Source organism: Saccharothrix sp. NPDC042600 (assembly GCF_040647305.1).
In the GTDB taxonomy this organism is placed as follows: Bacteria; Actinomycetota; Actinomycetes; order Mycobacteriales; family Pseudonocardiaceae; genus Actinosynnema; species Actinosynnema mutabilis.
This window is the reverse complement of the sequence record NZ_JBEZBW010000084.1, coordinates 16,035-36,716: the sequence shown is the minus strand read 5'-3', so window position 1 is coordinate 36,716 and position 20,682 is coordinate 16,035. Positions and strand designations below refer to the sequence as shown.

Below are 20,682 nucleotides of genomic sequence, written 5' to 3'. Positions count from 1 at the left end.
AACTTTTTGGCCCAACCCCGGGAAAGTGTGGTAGCCCTTCGGGCAGGCCATACGGAGATGACACAAGCAAGAAGCCCGGGTTGGGGTGTGACCTCGCCAGGCCCAGAGAGGCGCTGCGCGCCCCCAAGGCGTGGGGCGTTGCGCGTCCTTCTGGCGTGCGTGTCAGTGGCTGGATAGGAGGTCTTTGGCTGTTTGGGTGTTGATGACGCGGTCTGGGTCTACGCCGTGTTCTTCGGCGCGTTCGCAGCCGAAGCCCAGCCAGTCGAGTTGCCCTGGGGCGTGGGCGTCGCTGTCGATCGAGAAGGTGCAGCCCAGGTCCACCGCCAGGCGCAGCAGCCTGCCCGGTGGGTCGCGGCGTTCGGGTCGGGAGTTGATCTCCACGGCCGTGCCGCTGTCGCGGCAGGCCTCGAAGACCGCCTTCGCGTTGAACGTCGACTCCGGCCTGCCCTTGCCGACCACCAGGCGGCCGGTGCAGTGGCCCAGGACGTCCACGTTCGGGTTGCTCACCGCCTTGATCATCCGCTTGGTCATCTCCGGCTCGGCCATGCGCAGCTTCGAGTGGACGCTGGCCACCACGATGTCCAGTTGTGCCAACAGGTCCGGGTCCTGGTCCAGGGAGCCGTCGTCGAGGATGTCCACCTCGATGCCCGTGAGGACCAGGAACGGGGCCAGTTCCGTGTTCAGGTCCGCCACGACCTCCAACTGCCGGCGCAGGCGGTCGGCGGACAGGCCGTTGGCGACCGTCAGCCTCGGGGAGTGGTCGGTGAGGACCATCCACTCGTGGCCCAGGTCCCTCGCCGCCTCGGCCATCTCGCGGATGGGGCTGCCCCCGTCGGACCAGTCCGAGTGGGTGTGGCAGTCGCCTTTGAGCTTCGCTCGCAGGGCTTGGCCGCCGGTCACCGGCCGGTCCCGGAACTTGGCCAGGTACGTCGGCTCCCGGCCCTGCACGGCGTCGGTGATCACGCCGGCGGTGGCCTTGCCGATGCCGTTCAAGTCGGTCAGGGTTCCGTTCGCCACCCTGCGTTCCAGGTCGCCCGGTGGCAGTCCGGCCACGACCTCGGCCGCGCGGCGGAACGCGCGCACCCGGTAGGTCGGTTCGCCCGCCCTCTCCAACTGGAAGGCCACCTGCCGCAACGCCCACAACGGATCCACCCGTCCTGTGTACCCCGTTGGGACGTTCGGTGCGCGTCGGCCACGGTGTCGTCACGAAGGGTTGCGGGCGGGTGCCCCGGAGGGACAGCATGTCGGCCATGCCCCCACGGTCGACGGCCGGTTCGGTCGGGTCCCGGCGTCGCCCGAGCAAGGGCGACCTCACGTCGCAGGCCATCCTGGACACCGCGGAACGCCTGCTCCAGCACCGGTCGCTGGAGGACATCGCGGTGGACGAACTCGCCTCCGGCGCGGGCATCTCGCGGTCCACCTTCTACTTCCACTTCTCCTCGCGGGAAGCGGTGCTGCACGCCCTGTCCGCGCGCGTGCTGGACGCCCTCTACGACGCCGCTTCATCGTGGCTGCGGCGGGGCAGCGAACCGCCGGAGGCCGCGATCCGCCGCGCCCTGGGCAGCACGCTCGCCTTGTGGCGCAAGCACGGACCGGTGCTGCGGGCGGCGGTTCGGGCGCGGGACACCGACGAGCGGATGCGGGAGTTCTGGACCGGGGTCGCGCGCCGGTTCATCGACGCCACCGCCGAGCAGATCACGTTGGAACGCGCGGCGGGTGTCGCGCCGGACGGGCCCGACGCGCGGTCGTTGGCGGCGGTGCTGGTGTCGATGAACGAGCAAGCCTTCGTGAACCGCTCGCCGGCGCGCAGGTCCGCCAAGCGGGACGGTGAGCTGGTGGACACGCTGGCGTTCGTCTGGCTGCGCTCGGTGTACGGGGCGGGTTAGCCGGCGGGGTACTCGGCGGTCGGGTCGCCGTCGAACAGGGCCCAGAGGAAGTCGTTCATGCGGGCGGCGGCGGGGGCGTGCCGGGCCAGGATGTCCGCGACGACCGGGGGCACGTCGGCCGGGACGTCGCCGGCGGCGCAGCGGCGCACGTACTCGTTGCGCGCCACGGGAGGGCCGACGACCGCGACCCCGCACACCGCGACCACCAGCCAGTTGACCAGGCGCATCTTGGCGTAGTCGAGGTCGTGGTCGGTGTTGCGCCGGACGAAGTCGCGTTCGGCGGGCGACAGGTCGAACGTCGGTGACGTGACCAGGCCGAAGTCGGTCAGGTGGATCGTGTCGTCGTTGACCCGCATGTTGCCGAAGTGCGCGTCCATGTGGAGGAGTCGGTGACCGCGCAGGAACTCCGCGGTCCCCAGTAGTTGGCGCTCCACGGTCCGCGCGCGGCCGAGGGGGTCCTCGGCCAGCCAGGCCTCGACCGGGTGCGGGACGTACTCGCTGAACAGGACCAGGCTGTGGGTCGCCGCGGCCAGCGCCTCCAAGCGGGTCCGCACGGACTCGTGGCCACCCGTCAGGGCGACGACCCGGTCCACGTCGGCGTGCTCGTCGGCCACGGGCGGGCGGCCGGGCAGTACGCGCCAGTGGTGCAGGAGGGCGAAGCACGTCGTCTCGCCGGCCAGCACCGCCTCGGTGACGGCGGTGTTCGCGGCCAGTTCGCGCCAGGCGTTGAAAGACGGGCCGCCCACGCCGTACTGGCAGCGCACCGGCAGGTCGAACAGGTTCGCGGTGTCGTGCGGGTGCGCCAGTTCGAGGGCGGTCAGCGGGACGCGCTTGGCGAAGACCGGGACGCCGGCCACCTCCACCACGCTCGCGCCGCCGCCCACCCCGACGCCGCCGGGCGCGGCGGAGTCCAGGAGGGCGAGCAGGTCGTCGTCGGAGCGGGAGCCCAGTGCGGCGGCGACCCCGTGGTGCCGGGCGGTCCTCATCCCCCGATCATGCCGGCGGGAAGAGGGCCGTGAGGCGGGCCAGGGAGTCCTCCAGGCCCCGGGCCACCTGGCGGCGGCCGAAGGCCTTGATCAGCAGGCCCTTCAACGCCGAGACGGGTTCCTGGCACGAGCGCAGCAGCACGACCGTCCCGCCGTTGTCCGGCGACAGTTCCACGCGGAACTCCGTGTCGGCGGCGAACCGGGGCGCGGGGCGGCCGTCGAGCCGCTCGGCCACGTGCCGCCACGCCAGGACGGTGGGGCGGCGGTACTCGACGACCTCGACGTCGATCTCCGAGCGCCGCTCGCCCCACCTGCCGTACTGGGTGCGCCGTTCGCCGCAGCCCCCGCCGGAGGTCACCTCGACGCGGTCCGCGAAGGCCAGCCACTCCGCGGCGCGGTCGGCACGCGACACCACGTGCCACACCCGCTCCGGCGACGCGGCGACCCGGCCACTGCGCACGACCTCGATCACCCCGTCATGGTAGGCGCTTCCGGGCCGGTCTACCGGAACCAGCCGCCACCCGCGCGTCGGTACCCCAGCGCGCGGTACACGGCGTCCACAAGGGACTGTCCGCGCTCGTTCAACCCCACTCCGGCGCCCTGCCGGTTCATGGCGTACCCGAACGACATCCGCGCGGCCGGCGCGGCGAAGCCGATGGACCCGCCCATGCCGGAGTGGCCGAACGCGTCCTCGGACAGGCCCATGGAGTCGCCCTCCTGCGCCGGGCTGTTGTCGGCCTTCAGAAAACCCAGCGAGAACCGGGTCGGCGCGAGCAGCATCCGGTCGTGGCCGGCGGAGGTCACGGCGGACATGACGGCGATCTGCTCCTCGGAGACCAGGTCCACGCCGTTGTACGAACCGCCCAACGCCAACGGCCGGTACATCTGCGCCAGGCCCCGCGCGTTGCTCATGCCGCCGACCGCGCCGTACTGCGCGGCGTGCGCTTCGCGGCTGTTCGACGCGATGAGGTAGCCGCCGTTGTTCATGAGCATCAACGCCTGCATGGACTGCGGCTGGGTCGTCGCGGCGACCGAGAAGGGCGAGGCGGTGCTGCCGGGCGTGGGCGGGACGGTCGGCGCGACCAGCGGTTCGAGGTCCTCGGGCAGGGTGAGCCAGAAGTCCAGGCCCAGCGGCCCGGAGACCTCCTTCTCGAAGAACTCGGCCAGCGTGAGGCCGGTGACCCGGCGGACCACCTCGCCGACCAGGTGGCCGAACGTCAGCGCGTGGTAGCCGTGCGCGGTGCCCGGCTCCCAGAACGGCTCCTGCCGCGCGAGGACGTCGGTCATCAGCGCCCAGTCGTACATGGCGTCCCGCGGGAGCGGCTCCCGGACGGCGGCGAGCCCGGCCTGGTGGCCGAGCAGGTGCCGGACGAGCGTGCGCTCCTTGCCGTTCCGGCCGAACTCCGGCCAGTACCGGGTGACCGGGGCGTCGAGGTCGAGTTCGCCGCGCGACGCGAGGATGTGGGCGCACAACGCCGTCGCGCCCTTGGTGCACGACCAGACGTGCGTGACCGTTTCCTCGGTCCACGGGCGGCCGCCCGCTGCGTTCGACGCGACCCCGCCCCAGAGGTCGACGACGGATTCGCCGTCGAGGGTCACGTGCACGCTCGCGCCGACCTCGCCGCGCTCGGCGAAGTTGCGCTCGAACTCGGCCCGGACGTCTTCGAAACCGGGGCCGCAGAAGCCTTGGACCGTCACTGATCCTCCCGTGGTGGCGGTGGGTGGCGACCATGCGACCACGGGTGAGCGGCGACACGTGAGTAGGGGTTCCGCGATAGGTAGGGTGACAAGCCCAGCCCGCGCACCCCGGGAGGCCGCCGCCGTGTCGCCGTTCTTCGGTCGCGAACCGGAACTGGCGCTGGTGTCCGACGCCCTCGACCGCGCGCCCGCCGCCGGGCTGGTCGCCGTGGTGGTGTCCGGTGAGCCCGGGATCGGCAAGTCCAGCCTGCTCGGCGAGGTCCGCCGGCGGCTCGGGCCGGAGGTGCCCGCCGCCGAGTCCGACGACGTGGCCCGGCGCATCCCGTACGCGGCGGTCGCCACCGCGCTGCGGTCGGTGCCGCGCTCACCGGACGTGACGGCCGCGGTGGAGGCGTTGCGGGCCGCGCCGGACGCGTCGTGGTTCGACCGGGCGTGCGAACTGGTGGCCCGCGTGCTGGCCGACCGCACGGCGCTGGTCCTGGACGACCTGGAGCAGGTGGACGACGACTCGCTGGCCATGCTCGGCGTGGTGCTGCGCCGGGTGTCGGCCGCGCCGTTGGTGCTGGTCACGGCGGTGCGCCCGGTGCACGACAACCCGGCGGCGGACGAGCTGCTGGACCGGCTGGAACGGCACGCCGAGGTGGTGCGGCTCGACCTCGCGCCGCTGTCCGGCGGCGAGGTCAAGCGGATCGTGGAGACCGTGCTGGGCACGGCCGTGCACGACGAGCTGGCGCGCGAGGTGCACCAGCGGGCCGACGGCAACCCGTTCTTCGCCGTGGAGATCGCCCGGTCGCTGCGCGAGCTGGACCTGGTCGCGGTGGACGGCGGGCAGGCGCGGCTGGCGGTGCGGCCGGACGCGATCCGGCTGACCCGGCGGGAGGCCGTGCTGCGCCGGGTCGCGCCGCTGGACCGGGACACCCGGGCCGTCGCGCGGGCGGTGTCGATCTTCCGGCGGGTGCGGCTGGACCAGATCGGGCTGCTGGCGCGGGTGTCGTCGCTGCCGGAGGAGACCGTGGTGGCCGCGTTCGACGAGCTGCTGCGGCTGCACGTGGTGCGCAACGACGAGCGCGGCTACCGGTTCGCGCACGCCCTGGTCGGCGAGGCGCTGTACCAGGAGATCGGTCCCGCGCAGCGCCGCCACCTGCACAGCCTGATCAGCGCCCGGCTGCTGGACGACCGGGACCGCGGGCTGCCGGTGGACCTGCTGGAACTGGCCTGGCACCTGGCCGAGTCCGCCGCGCCGGGCGACCTGCGCGCGGTGCGGGTGATGGCGGAGGCGGCCACGTCCGCGCGGACGTCCGCGCCGGAGACGGCGGCGGCGCTGTGCGGCCGGGCGTTGGAGCTGCTGCCGGTGGCCGCGCCGGAACGGGCCGAGCTGCTCGCGTTGCAGTGCCGGGCGTTGGCCCACGCGTCCCGGCCGGCCGCCGCGATCCCGCCCGGGTTGGCGGCGTTGGCCGACCTGCCCCGGGGCCCGGTGCGCAGCCGGGCGGCGGTGGTGGTGCTGAGCAGCCTGTTCCTGGTGGGGCGGATGGCGGAGGCGCTGCGGTTGGCCGACGCGGAGGTGGCGGCCGGCGACACGACCCCGGCGCTGCACGCGTCCCGGGCGGTGCTGCTGGTGTTCACCGGCCGGTACGGCGAGGCGCTGGCGGAGGCCGCGCGGGTCGAGGCGATGGAGTTCTCCTCGTCGGCGGAGGCGGTCGTGGTGTTCGACCGGCTGGTGGTGCTGGCGTCGATGCTGTTCCGCCACGACAAGACCGTGGACTACGCGAACCGGGCCCTGGCCGCCGCGCGGGGGTCGGAGGTGCTGGAACGGCAAGCGCTTGCGGTGGCCGCGTCGACCGGTGCGCTGGCGGGGCTGGTGCACGACGCCACCTGGCGGTTGCGGCGGGCGGAGCGGTTGGCGGGCTTCGCGTTCCAGGGCGAGCTGGAGCTGACGCGGGTCGCGCTGGACTGGCTCGGCGGGCGGTGGGACGCGTCGCTGGACCGGTTGGGGCGGGCCACGGCCGAGCTGGAGTCACGGCAGGAGCTGATGATGCTCCACGGTCTGCGGGCGATCGAGCTGGAGATCCGGACCTGGCGCGGCGAGCTGGACGTGGCCGCGCGGCTGGCCGCCCTGGAACCCCCGACGACCCCGAACATGGCGCGGCTGCACGCGTACGCGATGTCGGGGTACCTGGCCGCGCGCGGGGACGTCGAGGGCGCTCGCACGACCCTGGTGGAGGCCGTGGACGCCTCCGGCAGCACGGCTTACAGCTGTGTGCTGTTGGCGCGGTTGGTGGAGTTGGACCTGGAGCACGGACGGGTCGAGGAGGCCCGGCGGACGGTGAAGCGGTTGGCGGTGCTCGCGGCGGACCGGGTGGCGCCGTGGACGCGGACCGCCGTGCGCCGGGTCGAGGGCGTGGTGGCGGGGGACGCCTCGGTGTTGCGGGCCGCCGTGGTGGAGGCCGAGGCGGGCGGGTTGGTGTTCGAGAAGGCGCGCGGGCAGTTGGCCCTGGGTCTGGTGGACCCGGGTGCGGTCGCCGAGCTCCTCGACGCTTACACGACGTTCCAGCGGTTGGGCGCGCACGGGCTGCGGCGGCGGGCCGGGGCGCGGTTGCGGGAGCTGGGGGCCAAGGTGCCGCGCGCCCGCGCCAAGACGCAGGGGTTGCTGACCGAGGCCGAGCGGAACGTGGCCCGGCTGGTCCAGCAGGGGATGCGCAACCGGGACATCGCGGCGGCCCTGCACTACAGCCCGCGCACGGTCGAGGTGTACCTGTCCCGGGTCTACGCCAAGCTGCACGTGTCCTCACGCCTGGAGCTGGCCCGAGTCCTGGACGGCCGCTCGTCCTGACCCCTTGGCCAGCGCCAGGGTCACCGTGACCGACGCGGCCGCCATCAGCGTGATCGCCGTGGCCGGGCCGGTCAGGTGGGCCAGGGTGCCCGCGAGGACGGCGGCGATGCCCTGCACGGCGACCATGCCGGTGCCGTGCAGGCCCAGGGCCTGGCCCGCCAGGTGGTCCGGGGTGACCGCCATCAGGCGTTCCTGGAGGACCAGGCTCGCGGCGAAGCCGACGGACGCCGCGGTCACCGCCACGGCCGACAGCGCGACTCCCGGGTGCAGGAAGAAGAACAGGTAGGGCACCGCCAGGAGCAGGCGCAACGGGGTGGCCAGGCGGGGGCGCAGCGCCGGGGGCGCCAGGCGGCCCACCGCCAGGTCGCCCGCGACCATGCCCAGCGCGCCGCAGGCGTACAGGAGGCCGGCGGCTTCCGGCGCGTAGGAGACGTACAGCGAGTCGCCGCCCACGACCAGGCCGTTGGGGATCCACAGGCCCAGGTAGGCGAGGCGGCGGGGGCGGGAGGACCACAGCTCGGCGTTGGTGCGCCACGTCGCCCGCACCGACGGGCGGCCGGTCGCGCGCGGCGGGCGTCGGGTCAGGCCCAGGCGGGTGATCACGGCCGACAGCGCGTACGCGGCCGTGGCCAGGAGCAGGCAGTCCCGCGGGGTCAGGACCGTCAGGAGCAGGCCGCCGGTGGCGAAGCCCGTCACCTGGACCAGGCCCCAGGTCATGTTGTAGACCGACCTGCCCAGGACGTAACCGTCCTTGGTCAGGACCTCGTTGAGCAGCCCGCCGCGCACCCCGCCGCCCAGGGACGCGACCAGGCCCTGTCCCAGGAGCACGGCGAACACGGCCCAGATCGGGAGGCCCGGCAGCGCCAGGACGGCGGTGCCCGCCGCGAAGGCGAGGGACAGCAAGGACAGGATCGCGCGCGGCGGCACCCGGTCGGCGGCGGAGAGCAGCAGCGCGCCGCCCACGAGTTGGGCGAGCTGGGGGCCGAACATGCTGATCGCGGCCAGCAGCGGCGAGCCGGTGGCCCGGAAGACCAGGGTGCCCAGGGCCAGCGCGCCGACGGTCTGGGCGGCGGCGAACGCGGCGAAGGAGGCCAGGAACGGGGTGTACTCCGGGGTCGCGAACAGGGTCCGGTAGCTGCGCATGGGTCGGATTCTCGGGAGCGGGCCGGGCCGTGTTCACTGTTTCGCCGACACGCGAAAGGTGGTGCGGATGGGGTTGTGGCGGATCGACGCGGACACGCTCGCGCGCAGCCGGTTCGTCCTGTCGCCGTTCGCGGAGACCTTCGCGAGCCTGCGGTTGTTGCGCGCGGGGACCGGGGCGCATCCGGGTGAGGCGGACTGGTTGCGCGCGCACCTGCCCGCGTACCGGGCGTACCGCGAGGCCGACCCGGTGGCCGGGCCGCTGGTGGAGGCGGCGATCGGGACGTCGTGGATCGCGGACTTCTTCTGCCCCACGTCGTCGTCGGGGGAGGGGTTCGAGGGGACCGTGGCGCGGGTGCGGGCGACCGGGTCCGAGCAGGCGCGGGCCGACCTCCGCGGGTCCCTGCGCGGGCCGCTGCCGGCCGTGCTGGAACGGGACGACCTGCCGCAACGGGCGACCGCGTTGTTGACGTTCGTGTGGCGGGAGACCGTCGAGCCGTACTGGGAGCGCCGGCGGCGGGTGCTGGAGGCCGACGTGGTCGCGCGGACCGCCCGGGTGCACCGCGGCGGCTGGGCGGCGGTGCTGGACTCGCTGAAGCCCGGCACCCGGTGGTTGGGCGAGAGCCGGTTCCAGGTCAACCGGAACGCCTACCCGCCGCGCGAGATCGCGCCCGGGGCGGACCTGCTCTTCATGCCGGTGACGCCGCGCACCAGCTGGGTGTCGTGGGAGGGGCGGGAGCGGTACGCCGTCGTCTACCCGTGCCTCGGGGTGCTCGCCGAGGGGCGGGAAGCCGTCCCGACCGGGCTGGAAGCGCTGGTCGGGGCCGCGCGGGCGGCGTTGCTGGTGCTGCTCGGGACGCCGATGAGCACGACGCAGCTGGTCGCCGTGACCGGGCAGGCGTTGGGGTCGGTGGGGCGGCACCTCAAGGTGTTGCGGGAGGCCGGGCTGGTCGAGCGGCAGCGGGCCGGGCGGTCGGTGCTGTACGTGCGGACCGCGGCCGGCGAGGTGCTGTTGGAAGCCTGTGGACGTGCGTGAGGCCGGTGGCGTGCGGGGGCACGCCACCGGCCGTCGAGGGGTCAGGCGAACATCTCGGCGAGCACCTCCGGGTTGATCGCGATGGGGGCGGGGCGGTGGGCGGGCGGCGTCGTGCCGGCCAGCTCGCGCACCAGGAAGTCCCAGCAGCGCTTGCGGACGTAGGCCAGGCAGTCGAGGAACGTGTGCTCCGCCCCCGGCACGACCACCAGCTCGAAGTCCTTGTCGGCGGCGACGAGCCGGTCGGCCAGGCGCAGCGTGTGGGTCGGGTGGACCTGGTCGTCCATCTCGCCGTGCACGAGCATCAGCTTGCCCGCCAAGCGGTCCGCGAGCTCCACATTGGACGCCCGTGCCCATGCCTCGGGGTTGTCCGCGCCGTCGTAGGTCTCCACGAAGCCCGCGTTGAAGTGGCGAGCGTCGTGCGAGCCGGACAGGGCGACGCCGACCCGGTAGACCTCCGGGAACTCCAGCACCGCGCGGGCCGCCGCGTAACCGCCGCCGGAGTGGCCGAGCACGCCCACCCGGTCCACGTCCAGCCACGGCCGGGTCTCGGCGAGCTGCCGCAGCGCCGCCACGTGGTCGGCCAGGCCGCCGGCGTCGGCCAGCGCGCCGGCGTCGTGGAACGCCTTGCTCCGGCCGGGCGTGCCCCGCCCGTCCAGCGCCACCACCGCGAACCCCAGCGCGGCCAGCGGTTCGGCGTCCATGCCCATGCCGCCCGGGTCGAAGCTCGGCGCGACACGGGTGACCTGCGGGCCGGGGTAGACGTTGTCCACCACGGGGTAGCGGCGGGCGGGGTCGAACCCGCGCGGCTTGTAGAGCACGCCGTAGACGTCGGTCACCCCGTCGGCGGCCTTGACGCGGAAGCGCTCCGGTGGCGTCCAGCCGGTGTCGAGCAGCTTGGTGATGTCGGCGCGCTCCAGCTCGACCAGCACCCGGCCGGACCAGTCGCGCACCGTCGTCACCGGCGGGGTGTCCACAGTGGACGCGGAGTCGATGAAGTACGCCGTGGTCGGGGCCAGGGTCACGACGTGGTCGAGGTCGTCGTCGGTGATCTTGGCGAAACCGGTGCCGTCCAGGTCCACCCGGCAGACCGTGCGCCGGTACGGGTCGTCGGCGACCAGGCCGGAGGCGGTGAAGTACACGACCCGCGCGGCCTCGTCCACGTGCAGGATCTGCCGCACCGCCCACTCGCCGGCGGTGACCTGACCGAGCAGGTCGCCGGTGCGCAGGTCGTACCGGTACAGGTGGCCCCAGCCGTCGCGCTGCGAGTACCACAGCACTTCGTCGGCCAGGATCCGCACGATCGGCGGCTCGTACAGCCACTGGTTGGGCTCGACGCGGGTTGGCCCGGACTCGCTGAGCACGGTGGTGACCGCGCCGGTCGCCGGGTCGAGCCGGCGCAGGCTCAGCGTGCGCAGGTCGCGGGGGCGGTCCAGGAAGTACACCGCCGAACCGTCCGCGGCCCACCACGCCCACTTCGTCGTGATCGGCGACATCTGCGGCATGAGCAGCGGGTCGGTCTGCGCCCGGACCACCGCCCCCGCGGCGACGTCCAGCACGACCAGTTCGGCCGTCGGCAGGTGCTCGTCGCCGGGGTGGGCGTAGCGCTGGGTGCGGGTGACCGGCGCGCCGCCGTCGGCGGGGCGGGCCTGGACCAGGTGGGCCTCGCGGACCCGGCGCTGGTCGGTCCGGTGCGCCAGCACCCTGGTCGAGTCGGGCGACCAGGCCACCGCGGGCGGCAGGTGCGGCAGGCCGATCTTGTTCAGCAGCGTGGTGTTGGCGGTGCAGTCCGGGCCGGTGCCGTACTCGTGGTGCGGCGCGCCGTCGGTGGTCAGCGCCCACTTGCGGCCGTCGGACAGCGATCGGGCCCACAGGTCGTGGCCGCGCCGGGACACCGCGAGCTTCCCGTCCGGCGAGACGACCTCCAGCGGGTTGCCCGGCGGGGTGGTCGCGGTCGGTTCGACGGTGGGGGAACGGGTGCCCGCGGCCGGGTCGACCAGCACGAACTCCTTGCCGGCGCCGGTGTTCACGGCGTACCGGAAGCGGGTGCCGCCGTCGATCCACTGCGGCCGGACCTTGTCGCCGACGACGAGTTCGCCGGGGGCGGCGGGTCGGCGGAGGAGCAGTTCCGCGGCCTGGTAGTCCTCGGTGGTCGTCATGTCCTTCGTCCTCACTTCCGGTGATCGGGGTGGTCAGAGGCCGCGGGCGGTGATGTCGCCGTGGTCGGTGGTGGCGTGGATGGCCAGCGCGGGCGCGCCGCCGGCGTTCTTGAGCGAGTTGTGGACGCGGCCGTGCAAGGTGCCGGCGTCCAGGGAGGCGGAGACGCCGGGGGCGGCGTCGACCGACACGTTCCCGGCGGAGGTGCGCAGGACGACCGTGCCGCGGACGGCCTCGGAGATCGTGATGTCGCCCTTGCCGGTCTTGATCTCGGCGGGGCCGGTGAGGCGGCCGACCGTGACGTCGCCGGCCTGTGTGGTCAGGCGCACGCCCGCGGCCTCGTCCAGCTTGACCGAGCCGTGCGCGCCCTCGAAGGCGACCTCGCCGAACCGGCCGACGCCGCGCACCTCGGCGCTCGCGGCCTTGGCCTCGACGCGGGAGCCGGCGGGCAGCTGGACGGTCACGTCGATCGAGCCGGACGCCCCGAGGAGCTGGTTCTTGGCGGTGGCCTCGATCTTCAGGACGCCGTCGGCGAACTCGACCGTGGTCCGCTCGGCCACCGTCACGTCGCGGCTCTTGCCGGCGTCGGCGGGGAGGACCTCGACGAGGGTGTCGGCGCGGTCGGCGGCGATGAAGCGGACGGTGCCGGCGGGGATGTCGAGGAGGGCGGTGATCGGGGCCGGGGTGGTGAAGGTCTGCATCGTTCTCTCCTGCTCTCGTTGTTTCCAACGAGGCAAAAGCTACGTTGCGTTTGCGGGTGAAGCAACAAGCTTGTTGCGGAGAAACCGCATAAGTGCAGGTGAAAGCTTGAACATTGTTGCAACGATCCTCGGAGTTAACGCAACATGGGGGTTGCTCGTTGCAATGAGGTATGAGCGAACGCTATGACCCATCCGCAGCGGCGGACAGGCGGGCCGCGAGGGTCTTGACGTGCTCGACCAGTTCCGGCGGCTCGTGCACCCGGAAGTCGAAACCGGTGGTCGTCACGTAGATCGCCAGTTCGTCCAACGAGTTCGACCCGGCCCGCAGCGTGCACGAGTGCTCGTCGACCGGCTCCAGCGCGCCGGTGGTGGGCGCGATCCGCTCGGCGGCGGTCGCGGCGTCCACGTGCAGGGTGAACCGGGCCTGGTAGCGGTAGGCGGACGTCGAGATCGCGCGGGACGTGTAGCCGCCGAGGTCCGCGTCCGGCGGGGTGCGCGGCGTGAAGCGGGGACCGGTGGGGGTGCGGGGCGTGAGGCGGTCCACGCGGTAGGTGCGCCAGTCCCCGCGGTCGACGTCCCAGCCGACCAGGTACCAGCGGCGTCCGGTGTGCACCAGGCGGTGCGGCTCGGCGGTGCGCACGCTCGCGGTCCCGTCGTGGGCGCGGTAGTCGAAGCGCAGGCTCAGCGAGTCGCGGATGGCGGCGGCGATCGCCGTGAGCGTGCCCGGGTCGGCGGTGGGGCCCGCGCCGCCCATCGGCACCGTCGCCGCGTGCAGGGCGTTGATCCGGTGTCGCAGCCGCGAGGGCAGCACCTGCTCCAGCTTCGCCAACGCCCGCACCGAGGTCTCCTCGATGCCGGTGATCGACCCGCCGGCGGCGGTGCGCAGGCCCAGCGCCACCGCCACGGCCTCGTCGTCGTCCAGCAGCAGCGGCGGCACGTCCGCGCCCGCGCCCAACCGGTAGCCCGCCGTCCCGGCCGAGGCCAGGACGGGGTAGCCGAGGGTCCGCAGCCGCTCGATGTCGCGCCGCACGGTGCGCGGCGTGACCCCCAACCGTTCGGCCAGTTCCGCGCCCGACCAGTCGCGCCGGTTCTGCAGCAGGGACAGCAGGCGCAGCAGTCGCGCGGAGGTTTCCAACACGGGTGCCAGCTTAGGACCGGACCTGACCCAACCGGCTCCTAGCGTGGTCGTCATGAAGCCCTTCACGATCGACGTTCCCCAAGCCGACCTGGACGACCTGCGCGAGCGCCTCGCCCGCACCCGCTGGACCACCGACCTGCCCGGCGTCGGCTGGAGCCGAGGTGTCCCGGCGAGCTACCTCAAGGGCCTGGCCGAGTACTGGCGCGACGGCTACGACTGGCGCGTCCACGAGCGCGAGCTGAACCGGTACCCGCAGTTCACCACCGAGATCGACGGTCAGAACGTCCACTTCCTCCACGTCCGCTCGCCCGAACCGGACGCCCTGCCGCTCCTGCTCACCCACGGCTGGCCCGGCTCGATCGTGGAGTTCCTGAACGTCCTGGGCCCGCTGAGCGACCCGGCCGCGCACGGCGGCGACCCCGCCGACGCCTTCCACCTGGTCGTCCCCTCGATCCCGGGCAGCGGGTTCTCCGGCCCCACCACCGAACCCGGCTGGGACACCCACCGCGTGACCCGGGCGTTCGCCGAACTGATGGACCGCCTCGGCTACGACCGCTACGGCGCGCAGGGCGGCGACACCGGCGCGGTCATCTCACCGGGGCTGGGGCGGCTCAACCCGGACAAGGTCGTCGGCGTCCACGCGAACGGCCTGTCCGCGTTCACCCCGGTGGACCCGGCTGTCGAGCTGACCGACGCCGAGCGCGGGCGCCTGGCTCGCCTGGACTACCTGAACACCGAGCAGTCCGGGTACGCCATGATCCAGGTCAGCCGCCCGCAGACCCTCGCGCACGGCCTGCACGACTCCCCGGTCGGCCAACTGGCCTGGATCGTGGAGAAGTTCAAGGAGTGGACCGACCCGGCCGCCGAGCTGCCCGAGGACGCCGTGGACCGGGACCTGCTGCTGACCAACGTGACGCTGTACTGGCTGACCGGCACCGCCGGGTCGTCCGCCAACAGCTACTACGAGACCGCCCACGCGGGGGCCTGGTCGGCGGGCGAGAAGTCGCCGGTGCCGACCGGGGTCGCGGTGTTCCCGCTGGACGTCTCCATCCGGCACACCCTCGACCGGGAGCACACGATCGTGCACTGGTCGGAGTTCGACCGCGGCGGCCACTTCGCCGCCATGGAAGCCCCCGACCTGCTGGTCGAGGACGTCCGGGCGTTCTTCCGGGGGCTGCGCGCTTAGTTGTCGTGGAGTCCCCACTAACCGACCCGCAACCGGGGTGTGTTGTGTGGTTCACATGCGGGTCGTCACGGCGGACGGGCGTCGGGCGCTGTCGTTCGACGGCGCGGTCTTCCCCGTGCCCGCCGGGGTTTCCGACGAGGCCGCCGTGGTCCTGGGCGGGCCCGGGGTCACCGCGTGGCACCTGCTGCGCACCTGCGCCCACCTCGAACCGGGCGAGTCGGTGGTCGTCCACGACGCCGCCGGGCCGGTCGGGGCGCTGGCCGTGCAGCTCGCGGTGAGCTTCGGGGCCGGCCGCGTGGTGGCCACCGCCGGCACCCGGACGCAGCGGCGGGTGGCGCTGCGGCTCGGCGCGGACGTGGCCGTGTCGCCCGAACCGGCCGGGCTGACCGAGCGGCTGGTCGAGCACGGGCCCGTGGACGTCGTGCTCGACGCGCGGGGCGGCGAGGTGTTCGAGCGGTCGCTGGCGGCGCTGGCCCCGTTCGGGCGGATCGTCTGCTACGGCGAGCCGCCGGCGGTGGACCCGGTGCGGCTGCTGGGCGGGTCGCGCGCGGTGGTCGGGTTCCGCCTGGCCGACTGCGCCGACCGGCCGGGCATGGTCGCGCGGGCGTTGAGCGAGCTGATGGGGCTGACCGCGGCCGGGCGGCTCAGGCCCTGCGAGTCGAGTCGATAGGGGAGCACCATGCGCACCGCGTACACGACCTGCCCGTTGTGCGAGGCCACGTGCGGGCTGGAGCTGACCGTCGAGGGCGACCGGGTCACGCGGGTGCGCGGCGACCGGCAGGACACGTTCAGCCGCGGGTTCCTGTGCCCGAAGGGCGCTTCCCTGGGCGCGCTCGACGCCGACCCGGACCGGCTGCGCACGCCGCTGGTGAAGCGGGACGGGCAGTTCGTCCCGGTGTCGTGGGACGAGGCGTTCGCCGTGGTGGACGAGCGGTTCACCGCGGTGGTGGCCGAGCACGGCCGCGACGCCGTCGCCGCCTACCTGGGCAACCCCAACGTGCACTCGCTGGCGGGCGGCCTTTACGCGGGCGCGCTGCGCAAAGCGTTGGGGTCGCGCAACATCTTCACCGCTTCCACGATCGACCAGATGCCCAAGCACGTGTCCTCCGGTCACCTGTACGGCGGCATGTTCTCCATCCCCGTGCCGGACGTGGACCGCACCGACTTCCTGGTGCTGCTGGGCGCGGACCCGTTGTCCTCCAACGGCAGCCTGTGGACCGTGCCGGACGTGCCGACCCGGCTCAAGGACCTGCGGGCCCGCGGCGGGACGCTCGTCGTGGTCGATCCCCGCCGCAGCCGGACCGCCGCGATCGCCGACACCCACTTGGCGATCCGGCCCGGCGCGGACGTGTTCCTGCTGCTGGCGCTGGCGCACGAGCTGTTCGCGGCCGGGCTGGTCGACCTCGGGTCGCCGGCCGAGCACGTGGTCGGCGTCGGAGAGGTGCGGGCGCTGGTCGAGCCGTTCTCACCGGAGGCGGTGGCCGCCCGGTGCGGGATCGCGGCCGACGACATCCGCGACCTGGCGCACCGGTTCGCCGGCGCGCGGCGGGCCGTGGTGTACGGGCGGATCGGGACGACGACGGTCGAGTTCGGCACCGTCGCGAGCTGGCTGGTGGACGTGCTCAACATCCTCACCGGCAACCTGGACCGGCCGGGCGGCGCGATGTTCCCGCTGCCCGCGCACACCCGGCGCGGTTCCGGGCGCGGCAAGGGGTTCGCCACCGGGCGGTGGCACAGCCGGGTGCGCGGGCTGCCGGAGGTGGCGGGGGAGTTCCCGGCGGTGACGCTGGCGGACGAGATCGAGACGCCCGGTCCCGGCCAGGTGCGGGCGCTGGTGACGGTGGCGGGCAACCCGGCGCTGTCCGTGCCCAACTCGGCGCGCCTGGACGCCGCCTTGTCCACTTTGGACTTCATGATGTCGGTCGATCCCTACCTGAACGAGACGACCCGGCACGCCGACGTCATCCTGCCGCCGCCACCGCCGAGCCAGCGGGCGCACTACGACCTGGCGTTCCTGTCGTTCACCGTGCGGAACGTGGTCAAGTACTCGCGGCCCGCCGTGCCGCTCTCGCCCGGTCTGCTGGACGAGTGCGAGATCTTCCTGCGCCTGACCGCGATCTTCGCCGGCCTGGGTCCGGACGCCGACCTCGACGCGTTGGTCGGCCTGTCCGGTCCGTCGGACCTGACCCGCGAGGAACGGCTGCTCGACGCCAAACTGCGGTCCGGACCGTACGGACTGTCCATTCAGGACTTGCTGGCGAACCCGCACGGCATGGATCTCGGGGCGTTGCAGAGCCGCATACCGGAGATCCTGCGCACGCCGTCCGGCCGCATCGAGCTGTGCCCGGACCCGATCGCGGCGGACCTGCCCCGCGTGCGGGCGGCGCTGGGAGAGGTGTCGGACGACCTGGTCCTGGTCGGGCGGCGGCACCTGCGTACCAACAACTCCTGGATGCACAACGTGCCCGCGCTGGTGAAGGGCCGGCTGTGCACGCTCCTGGTCAACCCGTCCGACGCCACCCGGCTCGGGCTGGCCGACGGCGGCACGGCGGAGGTGTCGTCCCGGGTCGGCAAGGTCGAGGTGACCGTGGAGGTGACGCCCGACATGGCCCAGGGCGTGGTCTCCATGCCCCACGGCTGGGGCCACGACCGGCCTGGAACGAGGCTTTCCGTGGCGTCTCAGCACGCCGGCGTGAACGTCAACCTGCTGACCGACGACCTCCGCTTGGACCCGTTGTCCGGCACGGCTGTTCTGAACGGCACCCACGTCCGCGTCCACCCCGCCAACTGATGCGAGGCCGCGTCGGAGTCGCGGCCATCCAACAAGGAGTTTTGATGTCTGTGACCACGGCCGCTTCCGCGCGGGTCGTCGCCGACCTGCCGTTCCTCGCCGCCCAACTGCACGACGGCCGCACCGCGTGGCGCAGTCCGGGTGCGGACGGGTTCGTGGACCGGTCCTTCACCGAGGTCGCCGAGTGGGTGATGGACCTCGCCTCCGGGCTCGTGCACCGGGGCGTCGCGCCCGGCGACCGGGTGGCCGTGCTGTCCGAAACGCGGCCCGAGTGGTCGGCGGCGGGGCTCGCCGTGCTGGCCGCGGGCGGGGTCGTGGTGCCGATCTACCCGTCCAGCGCGCCCGAGGAGTGCGCCTGGATCCTCTCCGACTCCGGTTCGGTCCTGCTGATCGCCGAGAACGCCGCCCAGCGCGCGAAGGTCGAGTCGATCCGGGCGGAGGTGCCGTCGCTGCGCGAGATCGTCGTCATCGACGAGGACCTGGCCGACGTGGCGTCCGAGGGCCGGACCGCCCCGCTGCCCGCCGAACTGGACGCGCGCCGCGCCGCGATCGACCCCGACTCGCCGTCGGTGATCATCTACACGTCCGGCACCACCGGCCCGCCCAAGGGGTGCGTGCTGACGCACACCAACTGGCTCACCATGTGCCGGCTCACCGAAGAGCTGTCGTACGTGGTGCCCGACGACGTGGTGTACCTGTTCCTCCCGCTGGCGCACGTGTACGCGCAGATCGTGCAGCTGTCCGCCCTGTACGTCGGCGCGACCCTGGCGTTCTTCGGCGGTGACGCGTCGCGGATCGTGCCCGAGCTGGCGCGGGTGCGGCCCACGTTCCTGCCGTCCGTGCCGCGGATCTTCGAGAAGATCTACACGGCCGCGACCGCCGGCATCCCGGAGGACCAGCTCAAGCAGGCCGTCCACGTCGGGCTGACCGTGCGCCGGTTGCGGGCGGCGGGGCAACCGGTCCCGGCGGACCTCCAGGCGGCGTTCGACCAGGTGGACGCCGTGTTCGCGCGCGTGCGGGCGATCTTCGGCGGGCGGTTGCGGCAGGCGCTGTCCGGCGCGGCCCCGATCTCGGTGGAGGTGCTGGAGTTCTTCAGCGCGGCGGGCGTGCCGGTGCTGGAGGGGTACGGGATGAGCGAGTCGACCGGCGTCGGCACGGTCAACACCCTGGGCCGCCACCGCCTGGGCACGGTCGGCGCGTTCGGCATGTCGGGCCTGGAGCTGCGCATCGCCGACGACGGCGAGATCCTCATGCGCGGGCCGCACGTGTTCGCGGGCTACTGGAACAACCCCGCCGCGACGGCCGCCGTGCTCACCGACGGCTGGCTGCACACCGGGGACCTGGGCGAGGTGGACGAGGACGGGTTCGTGAAGATCACCGGGCGCAAGAAGGACATCATCATCACCGCGGGCGGCAAGAACATCGCGCCCGCCAACGTGGAGAACCAGCTGCGCCAGTCCCGCTGGGTGTCGCACGCGGTGGTCCACGGCGACCGGCGGCCGTACCTGGTCGCGCTGATCACGTTGGACCAGGACGAGATCGTGCCGTGGGCGGCGGAACGCGGCCTGCCCACCGACATCCCGTCGCTGGCGACCGCGCCCGAGGTGCGCGAGCTGATCCAAGGCGTGGTGGACGAGGCCAACACGCACTTCGCGCGGGTGTCCCAGATCAAGCGCTTCGCCATCCTGGACCGCGACCTGACCCAGGACACCGGCGAGCTGACGCCGACGTTGAAGGTGAAGCGCAACGTCGTGCACACCACCCACGCCAGGGCGTACGAGGCGCTGTACGAGGACTAGCCGGGGTCGGGCCACGGGGTCGAGGCCGGCGCGGGGGCGGGGAACTCGACGCCTCGTGAGCCCCACATCTTTGAACCGTTTCGGCCTTCCTTACGTGTCAGCGCTGCCTACTTCCGCCGCGCCGCCCCAGGAGCCCCCGATGTCGCTCACTCCCCTCCACCGCAACCCCTCCCCGCTCGGCTTCCGGAACCTCACCCGAACGGGCGAGTCGACCGCCCACCGCTGACCGGTCACCCGCCCTGCGCCTCCCGCCGGATTCCTCACCCGCGTCCCGGATGGGAAGCTGAGCGGGTGAGGCGGTTGCTCCCCACCCTGGCCGTCGCGGTAACCGTGCTCTCCGCATGCGGTGCCGACGGCCGCTACGCGGCCCTGGACGACATCCCGCCACCCAGCGCCGCACCCGCTCAGACGCAGGACGCGTCCCCTGGCACCTACACCGTCGACTGCGGCCGGAACGAGGCCCGCCACCTCAACGCCGACAACGTCGTGATAGCCCCCGGACAGCCGAACGGCGCCCACCACACGCACGAATACATAGGCAACCGGACCACCACCCACACCAGCACCGACGAAACCCTGGCCGCCGGCACCACGACCTGCACGAACGGCGACCTGTCCACCTACTACTGGCCGGTCCTCCGCCTGCTCGACCGCCCGGGCCACGACGCCCACGCCCCGGGCGGCGGAGCCCACGGCAACACCGGCGAGGTCCTGCCGCCCGCCAAGGTCGTGGTGCGGTACACGGGCAGCCCGGTCTCCCCGGTCGTCCCCCTGCCGAGGTTCACCCGCCTGATCACGGGCGACGCCACCGCCGGGACCGCGGCCTCGGGCGGATCAGGCGCGGGCACCCCGTCCGACGCCACCCCGGCGGACAGCGACCCGGCCGACAGCGACCCGGCCAGTGCCGGCGGGTCGGGTGCCGGTGCGGGCGCGCGGGCGGCCTCGGCTGCCACGGGGGTGGTTCGGTGGGGGTGCGAGGGGGTCGCCGGGTGGATCGACCGGTATCCGCTGTGTGAGGGGCGGCGGGTGGTCCGGGGGTTCGAGTTCCCCAGTTGTTGGGATGGGCGCAACATCGACAGTGCGTCCCATCGGGCGCATGTGCAGTTCCCCGCGTCCAACGGGGTGTGTCCGGCCGGCACGTTCCCGGTGCCCCGCCTGGAGATCCACGTGTTCTACGACGTGCCCGCCGGGCGGCCCTATGCGATCGACTCGTTCCCCGAGCAGGAGCGCGACCCCCGCACGGATCACGCCATGGGCGTCAACGTCATGCCCGACCACGTGATGGCCGAGGTCGCCGGGTGCCTCAACGCCGGCCGTCAATGTCCCTGAGGGGGCGG

General features: G+C 73.4%; 16 protein-coding genes. 8 read left to right on the top strand and 8 right to left on the bottom strand.

Annotated features, from left to right (window positions below; all coding sequences use genetic code 11):
• Positions 1–162: 162 nt before the first annotated feature.
• Positions 163–1,152 (bottom strand): PHP domain-containing protein, encoded by a 990-nt coding sequence (locus tag AB0A74_RS33190; protein ID WP_358255753.1) that lies wholly within the window; start codon positions 1,150–1,152, stop codon positions 163–165.
• Between the two features lie 98 nt (positions 1,153–1,250).
• Here AB0A74_RS33190 and AB0A74_RS33185 point away from each other — a divergent pair, with 98 nt between their 5' ends.
• A complete protein-coding gene (locus AB0A74_RS33185) occupies positions 1,251–1,886 on the top strand; it encodes a TetR/AcrR family transcriptional regulator (RefSeq protein ID WP_343939856.1) in 636 nt (211 codons plus the stop codon).
• On the opposite strand, the gene AB0A74_RS33180 is transcribed toward AB0A74_RS33185, so the two are convergent.
• From AB0A74_RS33180 to AB0A74_RS33170, 3 genes are read right to left on the bottom strand one after another with little or no spacing between them, the layout of a single operon-like run.
• On the bottom strand, positions 1,883–2,872 hold the full coding sequence (locus AB0A74_RS33180) for a serine/threonine protein phosphatase (RefSeq protein ID WP_358255752.1): 990 nt from the start codon (positions 2,870–2,872) through the stop codon (positions 1,883–1,885). The two genes, AB0A74_RS33185 and AB0A74_RS33180, sit on opposite strands and share 4 nt — an antisense overlap.
• Before the next feature lie 7 nt (positions 2,873–2,879).
• Complete coding sequence (locus AB0A74_RS33175) at positions 2,880–3,344, bottom strand: SRPBCC family protein (RefSeq protein WP_358255750.1); 465 nt, start codon at positions 3,342–3,344, stop codon at positions 2,880–2,882.
• Between the two features lie 29 nt (positions 3,345–3,373).
• Positions 3,374–4,570, bottom strand: coding sequence for a serine hydrolase domain-containing protein (locus AB0A74_RS33170; RefSeq protein ID WP_358255748.1), 1,197 nt, complete (start codon positions 4,568–4,570; stop codon positions 3,374–3,376).
• Positions 4,571–4,655: 85 nt separating this feature from the next.
• Here AB0A74_RS33170 and AB0A74_RS33165 point away from each other — a divergent pair, with 85 nt between their 5' ends.
• Positions 4,656–7,400 carry an AAA family ATPase gene (locus tag AB0A74_RS33165; protein ID WP_358255746.1) on the top strand — a complete coding sequence of 915 codons (2,745 nt, stop codon included), beginning with the start codon at positions 4,656–4,658 and terminating at the stop codon, positions 7,398–7,400.
• Here AB0A74_RS33165 and AB0A74_RS33160 read toward each other — a convergent pair.
• The gene (locus AB0A74_RS33160; protein ID WP_358255744.1) at positions 7,356–8,543 is read right to left on the bottom strand and encodes an MFS transporter; all 1,188 of its coding nucleotides are present in this window, start codon (positions 8,541–8,543) and stop codon (positions 7,356–7,358) included. The two genes, AB0A74_RS33165 and AB0A74_RS33160, sit on opposite strands and share 45 nt — an antisense overlap.
• A 67-nt stretch (positions 8,544–8,610) precedes the next feature.
• Here AB0A74_RS33160 and AB0A74_RS33155 point away from each other — a divergent pair, with 67 nt between their 5' ends.
• Positions 8,611–9,576, top strand: coding sequence for a winged helix-turn-helix domain-containing protein (locus AB0A74_RS33155; RefSeq protein ID WP_358255742.1), 966 nt, complete (start codon positions 8,611–8,613; stop codon positions 9,574–9,576).
• Between the two features lie 41 nt (positions 9,577–9,617).
• Here the strand turns inward: AB0A74_RS33155 and AB0A74_RS33150 are convergent, their stop codons facing one another.
• The 3 genes from AB0A74_RS33150 to AB0A74_RS33140 form a co-directional block, all read right to left on the bottom strand.
• Entirely contained in the window at positions 9,618–11,732 is a 2,115-nt protein-coding gene (locus tag AB0A74_RS33150) for a DPP IV N-terminal domain-containing protein (protein ID WP_358255740.1), read from the bottom strand.
• A gap of 33 nt (positions 11,733–11,765) precedes the next feature.
• On the bottom strand, positions 11,766–12,431 hold the full coding sequence (locus AB0A74_RS33145) for a DUF4097 family beta strand repeat-containing protein (protein WP_358255738.1): 666 nt from the start codon (positions 12,429–12,431) through the stop codon (positions 11,766–11,768).
• Positions 12,432–12,612: 181 nt separating this feature from the next.
• Positions 12,613–13,569: a YafY family protein gene (locus AB0A74_RS33140; protein ID WP_358255736.1), complete on the bottom strand. Its 957-nt coding sequence runs from the start codon at positions 13,567–13,569 to the stop codon at positions 12,613–12,615.
• A 52-nt stretch (positions 13,570–13,621) separates the two neighbouring features.
• Here AB0A74_RS33140 and AB0A74_RS33135 point away from each other — a divergent pair, with 52 nt between their 5' ends.
• The 5 genes from AB0A74_RS33135 to AB0A74_RS33115 all read left to right on the top strand — a co-directional run bounded on the left by AB0A74_RS33135 (position 13,622) and on the right by AB0A74_RS33115 (position 20,674).
• A complete protein-coding gene (locus AB0A74_RS33135; protein WP_358255734.1) occupies positions 13,622–14,755 on the top strand; it encodes an epoxide hydrolase family protein in 1,134 nt (377 codons plus the stop codon).
• 55 nt (positions 14,756–14,810) lie between these two features.
• The gene (locus AB0A74_RS33130) at positions 14,811–15,425 is read left to right on the top strand and encodes a zinc-binding dehydrogenase (RefSeq protein ID WP_358255733.1); all 615 of its coding nucleotides are present in this window, start codon (positions 14,811–14,813) and stop codon (positions 15,423–15,425) included.
• Between the two features lie 9 nt (positions 15,426–15,434).
• Positions 15,435–17,546 carry a molybdopterin oxidoreductase family protein gene (locus AB0A74_RS33125; protein ID WP_358255731.1) on the top strand — a complete coding sequence of 704 codons (2,112 nt, stop codon included), beginning with the start codon at positions 15,435–15,437 and terminating at the stop codon, positions 17,544–17,546.
• Positions 17,547–17,590: 44 nt separating this feature from the next.
• Positions 17,591–19,345, top strand: a complete 1,755-nt coding sequence (locus AB0A74_RS33120; RefSeq protein WP_358255729.1) for an AMP-dependent synthetase/ligase — start codon at positions 17,591–17,593, stop codon at positions 19,343–19,345.
• 291 nt (positions 19,346–19,636) lie between these two features.
• Entirely contained in the window at positions 19,637–20,674 is a 1,038-nt protein-coding gene (locus AB0A74_RS33115; RefSeq protein WP_358255727.1) for a DUF1996 domain-containing protein, read from the top strand.
• Positions 20,675–20,682: the final 8 nt, after the last annotated feature.